The organism is Microbacterium sp. CFH 31415 (genome assembly GCF_022538185.1).
GTDB lineage: Bacteria > Actinomycetota > Actinomycetes > Actinomycetales > Microbacteriaceae > Microbacterium.
Genome location: NZ_JAKYXC010000016.1, coordinates 71,388 through 88,310 on the forward strand (window position 1 = coordinate 71,388; position 16,923 = coordinate 88,310).

Below are 16,923 nucleotides of genomic sequence, written 5' to 3' on the forward strand. Positions count from 1 at the left end.
GCGGCTCCCGGGTCGTCTCCGGACAGATCGACCGGAGATGGATTAGGCTGGGTCGGCCCAGTTTGTCAGAGCAGAAGTTGGTGCAACGGTGCCCGACCGTCGCGAAGATCAACCGATCCGTACGGATCGTCTGGTCGCAGGATCCGCGCTTGAAACCCTTCCGACCGTGCGCGAGGTGATCGCCCTCGACGCCGTCGCACAGGGTGTCCCCGAGGTGCTCGTCGGCGACGATGCGCTCGATGCCCGCGTGCGCTGGCTGCACGTGTCGGACAGTGCCGGCGTCGCCCCGCTGCTCGACGGCGGCGAGCTCCTGCTGTCGACGGGGTCGTCGTGGCCGGCGGACCCTGCCGACCTCCGCCGGTTCATCGGCGGGCTCGACGACGCGGGGCTCTCGGGGCTGATCCTCGAGCTCGGCACCCACTACCGGTACGTGCCCGCCGTGGTGGTCGAAGCGGCCCGGGAGCGGAACCTGGCGCTCATCGTCCTGCACCGCGAACTGAAGTTCATCACGATCACCGAGGCCGTCCACGGCCGCATCATCACGGGTCAGAGCGACGCGCTGCGCTCGCGCGATGAGGTGCGCGAGCGCTTCACCGCACTCGTGCTGCGCGGGTCGCCCGCCGACTTCATCGTGCATCAGCTCGCCCAGACCCTCGGCGCCCCGGTGGTCCTCGAGAACCGTGGGCACGAGGTGGTCGCCGCCGAGGTGCCGCTCGCTCTCGAAGAGGAGCTCTTCACCGAGTGGGAGCTGCGCTCGCGCTCGGCCCACCGCCGTGCCGAGCAGCGCCGCGAGCGGGGCGCGGCCCCGGGCGCGGAGGACTGGCTGGTCGTGCCCGTCGAGGCGCGCGGCGTGCGCTGGGGCACCCTGATCGCACTTCCCGGGCCCGACCATCCTGCCGGACGCACCGCCGTGATGGAGCAGGGCGCCATCGCACTCGCGGTCGGCCGTCTCGCCGACGGGGAGTCCGACGAGTGGGGTCGCATCGGGCGACGCCGCTTGGTCGACGGCCTGCTGGCCGGCCGGTTCGCCGGCGCCGGCGGTGCGGCCGCTCGACTCGAGGCGGCCGGACTGCCGTTGCGAGGCGCGCGGCTGTACGGGATCGTCGTGTCGGGCGCCGCGGTCACGGCAGAGCGAGCGGATGCCGCGGCCCGCGCCCTGCGCGGGCGCGCGCTCGCAGGCTCGGCCCCCGACGGCGTGCCCGCCCCGGCGACCACGGTGCTGCTCTCACTGCCCGCCGACACGGTGTTCGACGACTCCGCCGCTCTCGCGCTCGCCGCCGCGCTCGTGGAGGCGGGGGCGGACACCGATCGCCTGACCCTCTCGGTCGGACGCGCCGCCGAGGGCCTCGACTCGGCTCTCGCCTCCCTGCACGACGCCGTGGACCTCGCCCGCGGGCGGCGACGGCGCCCAGGCAAGGGGCCGCATCTGCGCCGGGCCGAGAACCGCCCGCTCGTGCAGCTCGTGACGGCGCTGCGCGACGACCACCGCGTGCTCGAGCACGGCGAGCGCATGCTGGCGCCCCTCATCGTGCACGACCTCACCCGCACCGGCGACCTGCTCGATGTGCTCGAGGCGATGCTTGCGCATCCGGGCAACCGCACGGCCGCGGCATCCGCTTCCCATCTGTCGCGCTCGGTGTTCTACCAGCGCATCGCCCTCATCGAAGAACTGCTCGGCGTCGACCTCGACGACGGCGAGACCCAGACCGCGCTGCACCTCGCCCTGCTGGTGCGCCGTAGCGCCGGCCGCTGAGCCCGCTCCACCCTTGGAGTCGTCTCACACTCGACGCGGGTCGATCATCGTCATGCCGGCTGGCGTCGCGGAGTCGAACGCGGGCAGCAGAGCGGCGGCCTCCGGCAGCCCGACGACGCGCTCCACGAGGGCCTCGGGGTGCAGAGCGCCGGACTCGATGAGCGCCAGCATGCCGGGGTAGTCGACGGCGGCCATGCCGTGGCTGCCGAGGAGGTCCAGCTCCCACCCGATGACGCGTGACATCGGCACGCGAGGGTGGCCGTCGACGGGCGGGAGCAGGCCGATCTGCACGTGCCGTCCACGTCGGCGCAGGCTGTGGATCGCGTCGGCGCACGTCTGCTCACTGCCGACGGCATCCACGGAGACGTCGGATCCGCCGTCGCTCAGCTCGTGGACGACGGCCGCGACGTCCCCGCCGTCGGCGAGGATGACATGATCGGCGCCGAGAGCGGATGCCGCATCCAGCGCCGCTCGATGTCGATCGACGACGATCACGCGGGCGCCGAGCGCCTTCGCGATCATGGCTCCGCTCAGGCCGACTCCGCCGGCGCCGACGATCGTCACCCACTCGCCGGCCGCCAGACGTGCCCGGCCCACGAGTCCGCGGTAGGCCGTGGCGAAGCGGCACCCGAGGGCCGCGGCGGCCTCGAAGCTCACCGACTCGGGGATCGCCACGAGGTTCGCGTCCGCGGCATGCAGCACGACACACTCGGCGAAGGACCCGTCGTGTGTGAAGCCCGGTTGCGTCTGCCCGGGGCATACCTGCGCATCGCCCCGCAGACACCATTCACAGCGCCCGCAGCCGCACACGAACGGCACCGTCACACGGTCGCCGACGGCCCACCTCCCGACGCCCTCGCCAACCTCGGCGACGATGCCCGCCAGCTCGTGCCCGGGCACGTGGGGGAGCGAGATGTCGTCGTCGTGGCCCGCCCAGCCGTGCCAGTCGCTGCGGCACAGCCCCGTCGCGCGCACCTCGACGACGACGCCGCCTTCGGGCGCCGACGGTCTCGGCACGTCACGAACCTCGGGCGCGACGCCGAAGGCGTCGTAGACGACTGCACGCATGCCTCCATCGTGGCATCGGGCGAGGGGGCGCTAAGCCAGGTACACCTTGCGGAGGGTCTCGCGCACCGTCCAGACGGTGCGCATCCCCGATTCCAGCCGCACGATCGCGCCGGTCTCGAGCTCGATCGAGGGCAGGGCCGGGTCGACGAACTCCACCGTGGCCGACCCGGCGACGACGACGAACACCTCGTCGATCTCGATGTCGGACATCGCGCCGGGGGTCATCTCCCACACGCCGATGCCCATGTCCTCGTCCAGGTCGACCGAGCCCGTGGCCGGCGACCCCGCAACGACCTGCGCAGGCGGCACGGGGAGGAGCGGAACCTCCACCTCGCCGGCGGAGACGAGGGCTCCGGCATCCAAATCGCTCATGAGTCGAACCCCAGTCCGAGGGCGTCGAGGGTCTTCAGCAGCAAATTGCGCTTGCCGCGATTGTGGTCGGCACGGTCGAGCGACCAGCGGGTCGCGTTGATGCCCAGGGCGGCGGCGGGCTCGGGAGGGAACGGCAGCGGGCGCTTGCGCACCATCTCGAGCTCGGTGCGCTCCGTGCGCTCGCCGGCGAGCAGGTCGAGCATCACGTCGGCGGCGAAGCGCGTCGCTGCCACGCCGAGGCCCGTGAATCCCGCCGCGTACGCGACGCGACCCCCGCGCGCGGTGCCGTAGAACGCGCAGAACTGGGTCGACGTGTCGATCGCGCCGGCCCACTTGTGGGTGAAGCGCAGGCCGTCCAGCTGTGGGAACGTCGTGAAGAAGTGGCCGGCCAGCTTCTCGAACGACGAGGGGCGGTCTTCGTACTGCGTGCGGACGCGCCGCCCGTAGTGGTAGACCGCGTCGTACCCGCCGAACAGGATGCGGTTGTCGCGGCTGAGCCGGTAATAGTGGAACTGGTTCGCCAGGTCGCTGATGCCCTGCCGGTCGTTCCAGCCGATCGCGGCGAGCTGCTCGGCCGACAGCGGCTCGGTCATGAGTGCGTAGTCGTACACCGGCACGGTCATGAGCCGGTTGCGCTTGAGCAGCGACGGGAAGACGTTGGTCGCCAGCGCCACGCGCCCGGCGGTGATGCGGCCGTGGGTCGCGACGACCCGCACCTTGTCGCCGGCGTCGTCGAGGGCATGGATGGGCGAGTGCTCGAAGATCTCGACGCCCGCCTCCTCGGCGGCGTGCGCGAGACCGGCGGCGAGCTTGCCCGGGTGCACGATGGCGGTCGAGCGCTGCTCCCAGACGGCCCCGAGATAGGTGGGGGAGGCGATGGATGCCTGCACCTCGGCCTCGCTGAGACGCAGCACTCCCTCTTCGCCTCGGGATGCGGCATCCGCTGCCCATTCGTCCAGCCACTCGAGCTGGTGCGGCTCGGTGGCGACGCCGAGCGAGCCGACGCGCTCCCAGTCCGCATCGATGCCGTATGCGGCGATGTCTTCGCCCATCCCGTCGAGGTTCTCGAGCCCCATCTCGTCGAGGCGGTCGATCTCGTCGGGCCAGCGGCTCAGGCCGTTGTCGCGTCCGTGCGTGAGGCTCGCCTCGCAGAACCCGCCGTTGCGGCCCGAAGCGGCCCAGCCCACGGTGCGGGCCTCCACCACGACGACGCGGATCGACGGATCGCGGCGCTTCGCCTGCAGCGCGGTCCACAGACCGGTGTAGCCCGCGCCGACCACCACGAGGTCGGCCCTAGACTCCCCGCTCACGCGTGCGCGTGCGGGGGTGTCGGGGAGGTCGTCCAGCCAGAAGACGCCCTGACGCGTCTCGGAGAGGCTGTGACGGATGACGGATGCTGCCGGCCGCTGTCGTTCGAAGACGGTCGTGCCCACGGGTATCACTTCCCTGCTCGGTGTTGTCTGCTTCGATCTTGGGGGCTGCCGGCTGCCGAGAACAGGTGATCTGGCGAACACAGGACGGATCGGTCGATTTTGCCCTGTTTCCGTCAGATCACCTGTTCTGGGAAGCACCTGGGATGGTGGATGGTGCCTCGCTACGCGTCGGGGGCGGCGTACACGCGCGATCCCTCGACGAATGTCTGCAGCACCCGCGTCGCGCCGATCTCCTCGGCCGGACCATCGAAGGGGTCGCGGTCCAGCACGACGAGGTCGGCGTACTTGCCCGCCTCTACGGTCCCGGTGGTCTCGTCGAGATGGTTCACCCAGGCCGAGCCGGCCGTGTAGGCCGTCAGCGACGTGGCGAGGTCGATCGCCTGCTCGGGGAGGAAGGCCTCGTACTCGCCCTCCTCATGGCCCGGGGCGGCGAGGCGGTTGACGGCGACGTGGATCGCCGCGAGCGGGTCGGGCGACGAGACCGACCAGTCGCTGCCGGCGGCGAGCACGGCACCCGCGCGCAGCAGGTCGCCGAAGGGGTACTGCCACGCGCTGCGTGGCTCGCCCAGGAACGGCAGCGTCAAGTCGACCATCTGCGGCTCGAGCGCGGCCCACAGCGACTGCATGTTGGCCGCGACGCCGAGCTGCCGGAAGCGCGGGACGTCGTCGGGGTGGACGACCTGGATGTGCGCGATGTGGTGACGGTTGTCGCCGTGCCCGTTGCGGCCGATCGCATGTTCGACGGCGTCGAGGCACTCCCGCACGGCACGGTCCCCGATCGCGTGGAAGTGCACCTGGAAGCCTTCGGCGTCGAGGATCGGGACGGCTTCGTTCAGCACGTCGGGGTCGACGAACGAGATGCCCGAGTTGTCGGTGAAGTGCCCGTGCCCGTCGCAGTACGGCTCGAGCATCGAGGCGGTGAAGTTCTCGGCGACCCCGTCCTGCATGACCTTGACGGATGTCGCGGCGAAGCGCCCGCCGCGGTACCGCTCGCGACGCTCGAGGAGGGAGGGAATCTGCTCGAGCCCCTGCGTGCGGTCCCACCAGATGGCGCCCACCACGCGTGCCGTCAGCGTTCCGTCGGCAGCCGCCCGCAGGTACGCCGGTCCCGGGTCGCCGGCATCCCCGTACGAGCCGACGATGGCGTCCTGCCACGCCGTGATGCCGAACGAGTGCAGGTAGCGCTGGCCGACCAGGAGCGCCTCGGTGAGCCGCTCGAGCGGCTCGTCGGGCAGGTGGCGGTTCACGAGGCTCATCGCGCCCTCATGCAGGGTTCCCGAGGGAGTGCCGTCTGCGTCGCGCTCGATGCGTCCGTCGGCGGGATCGGGCGTGTCGCGGTCGATTCCGGCCAGGCGCAGCGCGGCCGAGTTGACCCAGGCTCCGTGCCCGTCGCGGTTCGGGAAGAACGCCGGGCGATCGGCCACCACCGTGTCGAGTGCCGCCGCCGTCGGCGTTCCGCCGGGGAAGGCCGACATCTGCCAGCCGCCGCCGAGGATCCACTCGTCGTCGGGGTGGTCGGCCGCGTAGGCGCCGATCGCGTCGAGGTACTCCACCGCCGTGCCGTGCTCGGAGAGGTCGCACCGCAGCATGTCGAGGCCGCCCCACACGGGGTGCACGTGGGCGTCCTGGAACCCCGGCAGCAGCATCCGTCCCCGCAGGTCCACCAGCTCGGTCCGAGGGCCGATCAGATCGCGGACGTCGTCGCCGCCGACAGCGATGATCCTGCCGTCCGCCACTGCGACCGTGCGGGCGCGTGAGCGCACCGTGTCCGCCGTGAAGACCGGACCGCCGGTGAAGACGAGATCGGCGTACCGCACGGCGGGTCAGCCTCCCGTCATCGTGCGGGCGATCTGCGTCGCCGAGTCGCCCGCGCGCTTGAGCACCAGCGCGACCAGAGCGAGGGCGACCAGTGTGAGCAGAAGCATGATCGTCGATACCGCCGCGATCTCGGGACGCAGCCCCGTTCGCAGCGCGCTCAGCACGTAGACCGGCCACGGGGTCGTGCCCGACACCTGCACGAACGCGGCGACGATGGTGTTGTCGAGGCTCAGGGTGAACGCGAGCAGGAAGCCCGCGAGCACTGCCGGCATCGCCAGCGCGAGCGTCACGCGGCGGAACGTGGTGAACGGCTTCGCGTAGAGATCAGCGGATGCCTCCTCCAGGCGTGCGTCCTGACCCACGAGCCGCGCGCGGACGATGTACGACACCACCGCGGTCGCGAACAGCGAGGATCCCACCGACAGGCGCACGATGCCGTCGTTGAACATCGTGACGCCCATGTCCTGGCCGAGGAAGACGAAGAACGGCAGCAGCGCGACCGCGTCGACGATCTCAGGGGTCACCGACACCAGGAGCAAGAGGCCCAGGAACCACCAGACCCACTTGCCGGGATGCCGCGCCATGGCGATGCCGGCGAGAGTGCCGAGCACCGTCGCGATGATCGCTGCGATGAGGGCGGTGAGCAGCGACACGCGTACGGCGCTCTGGATCGCGGGTTTGGTGAGGATCGACATGAACGCGTCGAAGCCGAATCCGTCCCACACGGCGAGCAGGCGGCCGGTGTTGAACGAGTGCACGACGATCACGATGATCGGCAGGAACAGGAAGAGCATGACGAGCATGCCCCACACGCTGAGCGCGATGTCCGACCACGGCTTGCGCACGCGGCGACGGACGCCGGTGCCGGGCCGGCCCTCGCGAGCCCGCGCCTGCATGATCGTCTCCGTCTGGGTCTGCGTGGTCACGTCGTCACCTCCGGTGAGGCTGCGGGGGCAGCATCCGTCTTCGCCGTATCGGTGACCGGCCCGAGGACCAGCCGGTTGCGGGAGCGGAACGGCAGCGCGATCAGCCAGAGGATCAGTGCGGCCACGGCGATCGCGAGCATGATCAGGAGCATCAGCAGCACGGCCATGGCCGAACCGAGGGCCCAGTTCTGCGCCGTCTGGAACTGGCCCGCGACGATCTGACCGACCATGTTGCCCTTCGCGCCGCCCAGCACGGTCGCGGTGATGTAGTCACCCATCAGCGGGATGAACACCAGCAGGACGCCCGCGATGATGCCGGGCTGCGACAGCGGCAGCGTGACGCGGAAGAAGGTCATGACCTTGCCGGCGCCGAGGTCCTTCGAGGCCTCGCGCAGTGCCGGTCCGACCCGGTCGAACGCCACGAACAGCGGCAGGATCATCAGGGGCAGGTAGTTGTAGACCACACCGATGATCACCGCGGTGCGCGTGTACAGCAGCTCCAGCGGTCCGTCGAGCACGCCGATGCTCTGCATCAGGGTCGAGAGCCACCCTTCGGGAGCGAGGATCACCTGCCAGCCGATGGTGCGGACCAGGAAGTTCGTCCAGAACGGCACCAGCACGAGGGCGATGAGGATGCCGCGCCGCTCGGGCTTCACCTTGAAGGCCATCCAGTACGCGACCGGCGCCCCGATCACGCAGCAGAGCAGGGTGCCGATGATGCCCACCCCGAGCGTGTTCTGGAACGTCGCGATGAAGGTGGGCGAGATGGCCTCGAAGTACCTGTCCAGCGAGAGGACGTCGTTCGCGTGGGTGCCGAAGACGCCGGGCTTGTAGCCGAAGCTGAACCACACCACCATCGCGACGGGCGCGACGAAGAAGAGCAGGAGCCACGCCCACGCCGGGACCGCGAGCGCCGGGCCGACCGCGCCCGAGGCGCGATTACGCACCGGCCGCAGCCTTCACCTCGTTGTAGATCTCCACGCGCGCGGCCAGCGAGTCGTTGAGGACCTGCTCGTGCATGGTCTCGAGCTGCTCGGGCGTGAAGAAGATCATGTCGAGGCGCTCGACCTCTGCCGCTTCGGCCGCGGCCTGCGCGTCCTTCGCGCCGACGTTGTAGCCGACCCACTCGAGGTTCAGGAGCTGGTTCTCGGGGACCATTGCGAAATCGATGAACGCGTGAGCCGCCTCCGGGTGGGCGGCGCCGGTCGCGATCGCCCAGTTGTCCATCCAGAGCTCCGTCTGCGGGCCGGGGAGCACCCACTGCCAGCGGTCGGGGTCGGACGACTCCTGGATGCCGAGGCGCGCGTCGCCGTTCCACGCCATGAGCAGGGCGTGGGTGCCTTGGGGGATGGTGTTGGCACCGGCGGCGGAGTCGAACGCCGCGACGTGCGGCGCGATCTTCTCGACGAGGAAGGCGCGAGCGGCCTCGAGCTGGTCGGGGTCGTCGGTGTTCCAGTCGATGTCGTTCGCCCAGAAGTACGATCCGACGACGCCGGCGGGGTCGTCCGACATCGCGGTCTTGCCGCTCGCCTCGTTCTGTGCGGCGTCGAAGAAGTCCGCCCATGTGGTCAGCTCGCGGGTGATGACGTTCTTGTCGTACACGTAGCCGGTCGTGCCCCACGCCTTGCAGATCGAGTAGTCGTTGTTCGGGTCCCACGCGCGACCCATGAAAGCCGGATCCATGTTCGCCATGTTCGGCAGCAGGTCCTTGTTGAGCTTCTGCAGCAGGCCCTGCTCGATCATCTGCGGGATGAAGACGCCGGTGGGAACGACGATGTCGTAGCCCGACGTGCCCTTGGCCGCCACGAGCTTGGAGATGAGCTCTTCGTTCGAGCCGTAGGAGTCGAGCGTGACCTTCGGTCCGAGCTCTGCGGTGAACGCCTCGACCACCTCGGGTGCGTCGTACTCCGCCCACGTGTAGACCGAGAGGCTGTCTTCGAGCGAGCCCCCTGTCGCCTGCGGCGCCGGCGACCCGCTCCCCCCGGGCGCGCACGCCGCGAGCACGCTCGCTCCGCCGGCGAGGGCGGCGAGGCTCAGGAACCGGCGGCGCGAGAGCTCGCGCACGATCGACGGCGCCGCGCCTTCCGGCGCGAGGATGCGGATCGGGTTGCGTGAGTCGGTCATCGTGGTCTCCAGGTTCGGGTCGGGGAGCCGGGTGAGCGGGTGCTGCGGCTGTGTGGTTGTGAGAAGGACGGTTCAGACGGTGGTCGGGGGCGCGACGTAGCCGCCCTCCTGGGCGGCGTCGTCGGCGGGGAACAGCAGCACGTGGTGTGCGGCCCAGGTGCAGACGACCGCGTCGCCCACCTGCAGGGCGGGGGCGTCGGGCGTCGGGCGGCGCACGATGAGGCTCTGCTCGTCGCCGAGGCGCACGAGATACTGCATCGTGTCGCCGAGGTGCGACACCCCGATCAGCTCACCGCGTGCGGTGTTCGCATCGGTCGTCGCCGCCGGGTCGTCGGCCGCGATGCGGATGTACTCGGGCCGCACGGCGGCTTCGCCCTGACCGGTGCCTGTGAGCGTGGCGTTCGCGGCGCGCACGAGGGCGTGCGGCGACGCGATCGCCGCACCCGACTCCTCGATCCGGCCGCGGAAGAAGTTCTGCTGTCCCACGAACGCCGCGACATACGCCGATGCCGGCCGTGCGTACACCGTGTCGGCATCGGCGAGCTGCTCGATGCGACCGGCGCGCATGATCGCGATGCGGTCGCTCATCGAGAGCGCCTCGCCCTGGTCATGCGTGACGAAGATGAACGTGATGCCGAGGCGGGCCTGCAGCAGCTTGAGCTCGAGCTGCATCTCCTCCCGCAGCTGCCGGTCGAGAGCGCCGAGCGGCTCGTCGAGGAGGAGCACCGAGGGCTGATTGACGAGGGCGCGCGCGAGCGCGATGCGCTGCTGCTGGCCGCCGGAGAGCTGTGCGGGCTTGCGGTCGCCGAATCGCCGCATCTGCACCAGGTCGAGCGCCTGCGTCACCTTGTCGCGGATCTCCGTCTTCGGAGTGCGGCGCTGCTGGAGGCCGTAGGCGACATTCTCGGCGACGCTGAGATGCGGGAACAGGGCGTACGCCTGGAAGACGGTGTTGACGTCGCGGCGGTAAGGCGGAGCGTTGAGCACCGACTTGCCCGACACCCGGATGTCCCCCGCGTCGGGGTGCTCGAATCCGGCGATCATGCGCAGCGTGGTGGTCTTGCCGCACCCCGACGGGCCGAGGAGTGAGATGAATTCTCCGGGCTGGATCGTGAGCGACAGGTCGTCTACGGCGACCTGGTCGCCGTAGAGCTTCGTGATCCCGGACAGGACCACGGCGCCGCGGCCGTCCGTCGAGGCCGGGTTGGTCGCCGGAGCGGTCTCCGCGTCAGTCGCCGTCGTCACCTGATGAGGTCCTCCTGCTGCGGGTCGCGCGACGCTGCACGACCGGGTGGGATGTGTGGGTCATTCAATAGTGGGCGGTTCACCCCCCGCAACGTGCCGATGGCCGAACCGGACGATCCGGGGTCTCGCAGCGTTCGGCCTGACAGATCGTCCGGAGTTGTGTAACGGTCAGGAAACCGCAGGGTTTCGCGGCGCTCACGGCGCGCGGGCGGCCGACCGGCGCTCGGGGGCCGACAGATCGTCCGTGGAGAGGCCGCCGTGGGTCGTGTCAGCCGGCCGCCGGGCCGGTCTGGCACACCGGGCACCAGAAGACGATGCGCTCTTTCGTGGGGTCGGCGCCGAGCGATCCGCCGCGGATGATCGCGCCGCAGCGGCGGCACTCGCGCCCCTCGCGGCGGTACACCCAGGTCGAGCGACCGGGCCGGGCATCTCCCGTGAACGTGCGCCCGCTGCGGTCCCTGTTGGCGCGGATCATGCGGGCGCCGAGATCGATGATCGCCGCGGCATCCGTCTGATCCGCAGGAGTGGTGGGGAGGATGCCGCGCACGAAGAGGATCTCGTTGGCGTACTCGTTGCCGAATCCCGCCACATTGCGCTGATCCTGCAGCGCGACGTGCACTGCGCGGCGGTCGGCGGCCAGGCGCCGCGCGGCCTCGCCGGCATCCCAGTCCGCCGCGAGAGGATCCGGGCCGAGGTAGCCGACCAGCGTGTCTTCGGCGGACGTCGGCACGACGGTGATGTCGGCGAGGTCGAAGCCCACCGTCTCCCACTCCGTGCCGTCGGCCGCGGTCGCCCCGATGACGGCCCGCGCCTTGAACGCGGCATTGCGCCAGCGCTCGCCGCGTCGGTAGACGTGCCATTCGCCCTCCATCTTGAGGTGCGTGTGCAGCGTCTGATCGCCGATCCGGTGCAGCAGATGCTTCCCGCGCGACACCACGCCGTGCACCACACTGCCGGTCAGGTCGACGGCGGCGACCTGCGGGACGCGCAGCTCGAACCGGGTGACGGTCGCACCGGCCAGGGCGTCGTTCAGCCGCCGGGCCGTGCGGTAGACGGTGTCGCCCTCAGGCATTCGGCGTTCCGGCGCGCTGCCGGGCGGCGCGCTCGGCGTCGCCCGCGGTGAGGCGGCGCAGCGTCAGCCCGCGCGGGGACTCGACGAAGCCCGCCTCGCGGAGGGCGCGGCCCCAGCCGGTGCCGTGGATGAACGCGCCGTTGACCTGCTCGATGGTGAGGGTGTCGAGCCGCCGTGCGCGCGCCGTCGCGGCGAGGTCGCGCGTCGCCGCAGCGATGGCCGCCTCCTCCCCGCTGAACGCGAGGGCGGACTTGCCGCCCCGCTCGAGGTACAGCACGAGCGCGCCGTCGACCAGGACGACGAGCGCCCCCGCCTTGCGCCCCGGGCGATGGCCGACTCCCTCGAGCGCCGGCCAGCCGAGCGCCGCGCCGTACGGGTTGGCGGGGTCGGTGGCAGCGAGCGTCACAGCGCGCAGGGGCGGCGGGTCGGGCAGAGCGGCGAATTCGCGCAGACGGTCGACGGTGGTGGACGCGGCGAACTGCGCCGCGCCGAGCTTCTCGATGACGTAGCCGCGCCGGCAGTGCCCGGCCTCTTCGAAACCGGCCAGCACGCGGTACGCCTGGGCGAAACCGCCGGGCAGCCCTTCGGCCTGGACCGCGCCGCGCGTGACGACCCCGTACCGGTCGAGCAGCAGGCTCGCCGCCGCGGTGGCGCGCAGCGCGGGGTCGGGCTCGGGCGGCGGCAGCAGCGACCAGCGTCCCCCGATCGCCGGCGGCCGAGGGGGGACGGATGCCGCCACCGTCCGCACGGCGGCGCCGCGGTACAGCCGGGTGCGCGGCGTCTTGCGGGCGACGCGATGAGCCTGCGATCCGCCGCCGACGAGCGTGCGCACGGGGGCGAAGGTGTCGTTGGTGACCCTGCCCGCCCACGTCAGCCGCCAGAGTGCGTCGATCACGGACTGCTCGTTCTCGGCGCCCGTCAGCTGGCGGAGCTGTGCGGCGAAGTAGCCGCCCCCGGCGTCGAGCGCGGCGAGGAGCTGCGCGTCGAGCGACCCGTCGGGAATCTCGTCGTCGGCGACGGTGAGCGTCAGTGGGAGCGCATCGGCGGGATGCAGGGCCACCCAGCCGTCGCGGCCCGGAAGACTGCCATGCCCCGACCACACCACCTCACCGGTGGCGGTGAGCTCGTCGAGCATGGCGGGCGAGTAGTCGGCGACCCGTGCCGGCAGGATGAGCGACTCCCACGCGCTGGCCGGGATCGGCACGCCGGCGAGCTGCTCGACCACCGCCGCGACCCCGTCGACACCCTCCAACGGACGGGTGGCGTGCTGCCACACCGGCAGGAATCGGGCATACGCGTCTTGCGGAACGGGCTCGACGCTGCCCCGGATGGCCGCGAGCGAGCGCATCCGCAGCCGGCGCAGCACCTCGGCGTCGCACCACTCGGTGTCGTCACCGGCGGTGGCGGTCGACGCGGGGAGGAAGAACCCGCTGGTGAGCCGGCCCTGCGACTCGAGCCGCTGGAGCGTATGGCGTGCGACGGCGATGCCGACGCCGAGCCGCTGGGCGACAGCATCCGCCGTGAAGGGTCCGTGGGTGCGGGCGTATCGTGCGACGAGGTCGCCGAGCGGATCCGCGAGGGGCTCGAGGAACGCGGTCGGGATGCCGACGGGCAGCGCCACGCCGATGGCGTCCCGCAGGCGTCCCGCGTCTTCGACGGCGGCGACGCGCGGAGATCCGGCGATGGTGACCTGGATCGCGCGACGTGCGGTGACGAGATCGTCGAGGAGAGCGGATGCCTCGCCCTCGGTCGCCGCGCTCGTGTCGGCGCGGCTCGCCCCATCGCCGTTCGGCTCGGGGGCGGTCCGGGTGGGCTGCAGGCGGGCGGCCACCTCGGCGGCGTCGAGCGGACCGAGCAGGCGCAGCAGGTCGGCGACCCCCTCGAGGCCGCGAGCGCGGCGCTCGGGATCGAGCCGCTGCGCCTCGCGCTCGAACTGCGCGATGACGTCGGGGTCGAGCAGCTCGCGCATCTCGATCTTGCCGAGCAGCTCGGACAGCAGGGCCGGATCGACCGAGAGCGCGGCGGCACGACGCTCCGCGAGGGGAGAGTCGCCCTCGTACATGAACGCGCCGACATATCCGAAGAGCAGGTCGCGGGCGAAGGGCGACGGCTGTGACGGCTCGGTCTCGATGAGACGGATGCGGCGATCCCCGATGCTGCGCGCGATCCGCAGCAGCGACGGCACGTCGTAGACGTCCTGGAGCACCTCGCGCAGGGTCTCGAGGATGATCGGGAACGTCGGATAGCGCCGCGCGACCTCGAGCAGCTGCGCCGACCGCTGGCGCTGCTGCCACAGCGGGCTGCGGCGGCCGGGGTTGCGCCGCGGCATGAGCAGCGCCCGCGCCGCGCACTCGCGGAACCGCGAGGCGAACAGGGCTGAACCGCCGACCTCTTCGGTGACGATCTGCTCGAGCTCGTCGGGATCGAAGACGAACAGCTCCGCCCCGGGCGGCTCGGCCGAGGCATCCGGAATCCTCGCGATGATGCCGTCGTCGCTGGCGACCGCCGAACCCTCGACCCCCAGACGCTCGCGGATGCGCGCGTTGACCGCCAGCGCCCACGGCGCGTGCACCTGCATGCCGTACGGGGAATGCAGGATGACGCGCCAGTCGCCGACCTCATCGCGTCCTCGCTCCACCGTGAGCTGCTTGTCGGTCGGAAGAGTGCCGGTGGACTCGCGCTGCTCGGCCAGATAGGCGAGCAGGTTGCCCTGCGCGTAGTCGTCGAGCCCCGCCTCGCTGAGCCGCTCCTGCGCCTTGTCGGGCTTCGCCGCCGAGACCTCGCGCGAGAACTTGCCGAGCGCCTCGCCCAGCTCTGCCGGCCGGCCGATCCCGTCGCCGTGCCAGAAGGGCACCTTGCCAGGCTGCCCGAACGCGGGCACCACGTTGACGCGGTCGTGCGTGATCTCGACGATGCGCCAGCTGGTCGTGCCGAGGGTGAACACGTCGTTGACGCGCGACTCGTACACCATCTCCTCGTCGAGCTCGCCGACGCGGGCGTTCTGGGACTCGCCGGCGACGAAGACGCCGAACAGCCCGCGGTCGGGGATCGTGCCCCCGCTCGTCACCGCGATCCGCTGCGAGCCGGGGCGCCCGGTCAGGGTGCCGTGGTCGCGGTCCCAGATGAGACGCGGCCGCAGCTCGGCGAATTCGTCGGACGGGAAGCGTCCCGCGAGGAGGTCGAGCGTCGCCTCGTACGCCGAGCGGGGGAGGGAACGGAACGGCGCGCTGCGCTTGAGCGTCTCGTACCAGCCCTCGACGTCGATCGGCGCGAGCGCACACGCCGCGACGGTCTGCTGCGCGAGGATGTCGAGCGGGTTCTGCGGGACCGCGATCGCCTCGATCTGACCGGCGAGCATGCGCTCGGTGACGATCGCGGTGTGGAGCACGTCGCCGCGGTGCTTCGGGAAGAGCGCCGCGCGGCTGACCTCGCCCACCTGGTGGCCCGCGCGACCGATCCGCTGGAGGCCCGACGCCGCACTCGGCGGAGCCTCGACCTGGATCACGAGGTCGACCGCGCCCATGTCGATGCCGAGCTCGAGGCTGCTGGTCGCCACGACGCAGCGCAGCACCCCCGACTTGAGCTCCTCCTCGACCTGTGCCCGCTGCTCCTTCGACACCGAGCCGTGGTGCGCCTTGGCGAGCACCGGGTCGGCCCCGGCCGTGGCGCCGGCCTGCGCCATCATCGCGGCGGGGACGGATGCCTCGGGCAGGTCGAGCCCGAGCCGCTCGGAGTAGATCTCGTTGAGGCGCCCGGTGAGGCGCTCGGCGAGGCGGCGCGAGTTGCAGAAGACGATGGTGGAGCGCTGCTGCAGGATGCGGTCGACGATGGCCTCCTCGACGTGCGGCCACACCGAGCCGGTGACCTCGGTCTCGCCGGCGCCGGACGCCCGCGTGCGGCCGCCCGAGCCGTCGGCGAACCAGTCCTCGTCGATGACTTCGCCGTCGCCTGCGCCGTCGCCGGTCGCCGGCGTCCAGTCGGCCGGCGCTGTGGCGCCGGGCGCGGGCGGCGGGTTGAGCATGTCGTCGATCGGCACGACCACGCGCATGTCGAACGCCTTCGACGACTTCGGTGCGACGATCTCGACCGGTGCCGAGCCGCCCAGGAAGCGCGCGACCTCGTCGATCGGGCGCACGGTCGCCGAGAGTCCGATGCGCTGGGCGGGCTTGTCGAGCAGGGCGTCGAGCCGTTCGAGGCTTACGGCGAGGTGCGCGCCGCGCTTGGTCGCGGCGACCGCGTGCACCTCGTCGACGATGACGGTGTGCACGCCCTTGAGGGTCTCGCCCGCGGCGCTCGTGAGCATCAGGTACAGCGACTCGGGCGTCGTGATCAGGATGTCGGGCGGCGCCGTGACGAGCTTGCGCCGGTCGCTCGACGTGGTGTCGCCGGAGCGCACGCCGACCGACACGTCGGGCACCGCGACGCCGAGGCGGCGTCCGGACTGCCCGATGCCGACGAGCGGCGAGCGGAGGTTGCGCTCGACGTCGACGCCCAGCGCCTTGAGCGGGGAGATGTACAGGATGCGGGTCGGCGGGGCCGCGGCATCCGCTCGCCTCTTCCGGCCCTTCGCCGGAGCCGCGGGCACACTCGCGTCCTTCTCGCGGAAGACGCGGTCGATCGCCCACAGGAAGGCCGACAGCGTCTTGCCCGACCCGGTGGGGGCGACGACGAGCGCGTTCTTGCCCTTGGAGATGGCGTCCCACGCGCCGATCTGCGCGTCGGTCGGCCGGGAGAACGCGCCGCGGAACCAATCCTGCGTGGCGGGGCTGAACCGCTCGAGCACGTCGCTCATCCCTCCATCTTGGTCGAGGGCGGCGACATCGGGGCGGGGTTGACGTCGGCGGAGGTCGGCCTGACGTCAGCGCTCGGACGGGATGAGCACCCAGAGCAGCAGGTAGACCCAGATCGAGAGGCCGAAGAACACGGTCGCGAGGACGGTGAGGATCCGCACGGCGACGACGTTCACCCCGAAACGGTTGGCGACCGCGAGGCAGGCGCCGGCGATCATGCGCCCCTCGCGGGGCCGGATGAGCTGGTTCATGCGCTCATCCTGCTCCGAATGAGGCCGTCGCGACACCCGGTCCGCGGAAGACGGACCGGGTGTCGCAGAGC

12 protein-coding genes are annotated in these 16,923 nt (G+C 71.5%); 1 reads left to right on the forward strand and 11 read right to left on the reverse strand.

Features of this window, described 5'->3' with window-relative positions; genetic code table 11:
* Positions 1–166 precede the first annotated feature (166 nt).
* The gene (locus MK786_RS14590) at positions 167–1,753 is read left to right on the forward strand and encodes a PucR family transcriptional regulator (RefSeq protein WP_241112962.1); all 1,587 of its coding nucleotides are present in this window, start codon (positions 167–169) and stop codon (positions 1,751–1,753) included.
* Positions 1,754–1,777: 24 nt separating this feature from the next.
* Here the strand turns inward: MK786_RS14590 and MK786_RS14595 are convergent, their stop codons facing one another.
* The 11 genes from MK786_RS14595 to MK786_RS14645 form a co-directional block, all read right to left on the reverse strand.
* Positions 1,778–2,821, reverse strand: a complete 1,044-nt coding sequence (locus tag MK786_RS14595) for a zinc-dependent alcohol dehydrogenase family protein (RefSeq protein ID WP_241112963.1) — start codon at positions 2,819–2,821, stop codon at positions 1,778–1,780.
* A gap of 30 nt (positions 2,822–2,851) precedes the next feature.
* A complete protein-coding gene (locus tag MK786_RS14600) occupies positions 2,852–3,193 on the reverse strand; it encodes a cupin domain-containing protein (RefSeq protein WP_241112964.1) in 342 nt (113 codons plus the stop codon).
* A complete protein-coding gene (locus MK786_RS14605; RefSeq protein WP_241112965.1) occupies positions 3,190–4,626 on the reverse strand; it encodes an FAD-binding oxidoreductase in 1,437 nt (478 codons plus the stop codon). The genes MK786_RS14600 and MK786_RS14605 overlap by 4 nt, the downstream gene beginning before the upstream one ends.
* A 161-nt stretch (positions 4,627–4,787) precedes the next feature.
* On the reverse strand, positions 4,788–6,443 hold the full coding sequence (locus MK786_RS14610) for an amidohydrolase (RefSeq protein ID WP_241112966.1): 1,656 nt from the start codon (positions 6,441–6,443) through the stop codon (positions 4,788–4,790).
* 6 nt (positions 6,444–6,449) lie between these two features.
* Positions 6,450–7,370, reverse strand: a complete 921-nt coding sequence (locus MK786_RS14615) for an ABC transporter permease (protein WP_308220048.1) — start codon at positions 7,368–7,370, stop codon at positions 6,450–6,452.
* Positions 7,367–8,317, reverse strand: coding sequence for an ABC transporter permease (locus MK786_RS14620; RefSeq protein WP_241112967.1), 951 nt, complete (start codon positions 8,315–8,317; stop codon positions 7,367–7,369). Before MK786_RS14620 ends, MK786_RS14615 begins: the two co-directional genes overlap by 4 nt.
* On the reverse strand, positions 8,310–9,494 hold the full coding sequence (locus MK786_RS14625) for a spermidine/putrescine ABC transporter substrate-binding protein (RefSeq protein WP_241112968.1): 1,185 nt from the start codon (positions 9,492–9,494) through the stop codon (positions 8,310–8,312). Before MK786_RS14625 ends, MK786_RS14620 begins: the two co-directional genes overlap by 8 nt.
* A 72-nt stretch (positions 9,495–9,566) precedes the next feature.
* Positions 9,567–10,739 (reverse strand): ABC transporter ATP-binding protein, encoded by a 1,173-nt coding sequence (locus tag MK786_RS14630; protein WP_241112969.1) that lies wholly within the window; start codon positions 10,737–10,739, stop codon positions 9,567–9,569.
* 268 nt (positions 10,740–11,007) lie between these two features.
* Positions 11,008–11,811: a DNA-formamidopyrimidine glycosylase family protein gene (locus MK786_RS14635; protein ID WP_241112970.1), complete on the reverse strand. Its 804-nt coding sequence runs from the start codon at positions 11,809–11,811 to the stop codon at positions 11,008–11,010.
* Positions 11,804–16,603, reverse strand: coding sequence for a DEAD/DEAH box helicase (locus tag MK786_RS14640; protein WP_241112971.1), 4,800 nt, complete (start codon positions 16,601–16,603; stop codon positions 11,804–11,806). Before MK786_RS14640 ends, MK786_RS14635 begins: the two co-directional genes overlap by 8 nt.
* A 66-nt stretch (positions 16,604–16,669) precedes the next feature.
* On the reverse strand, positions 16,670–16,852 hold the full coding sequence (locus tag MK786_RS14645) for a PspC domain-containing protein (RefSeq protein WP_241112972.1): 183 nt from the start codon (positions 16,850–16,852) through the stop codon (positions 16,670–16,672).
* Between the last annotated feature and the right edge of the window lie 71 nt (positions 16,853–16,923).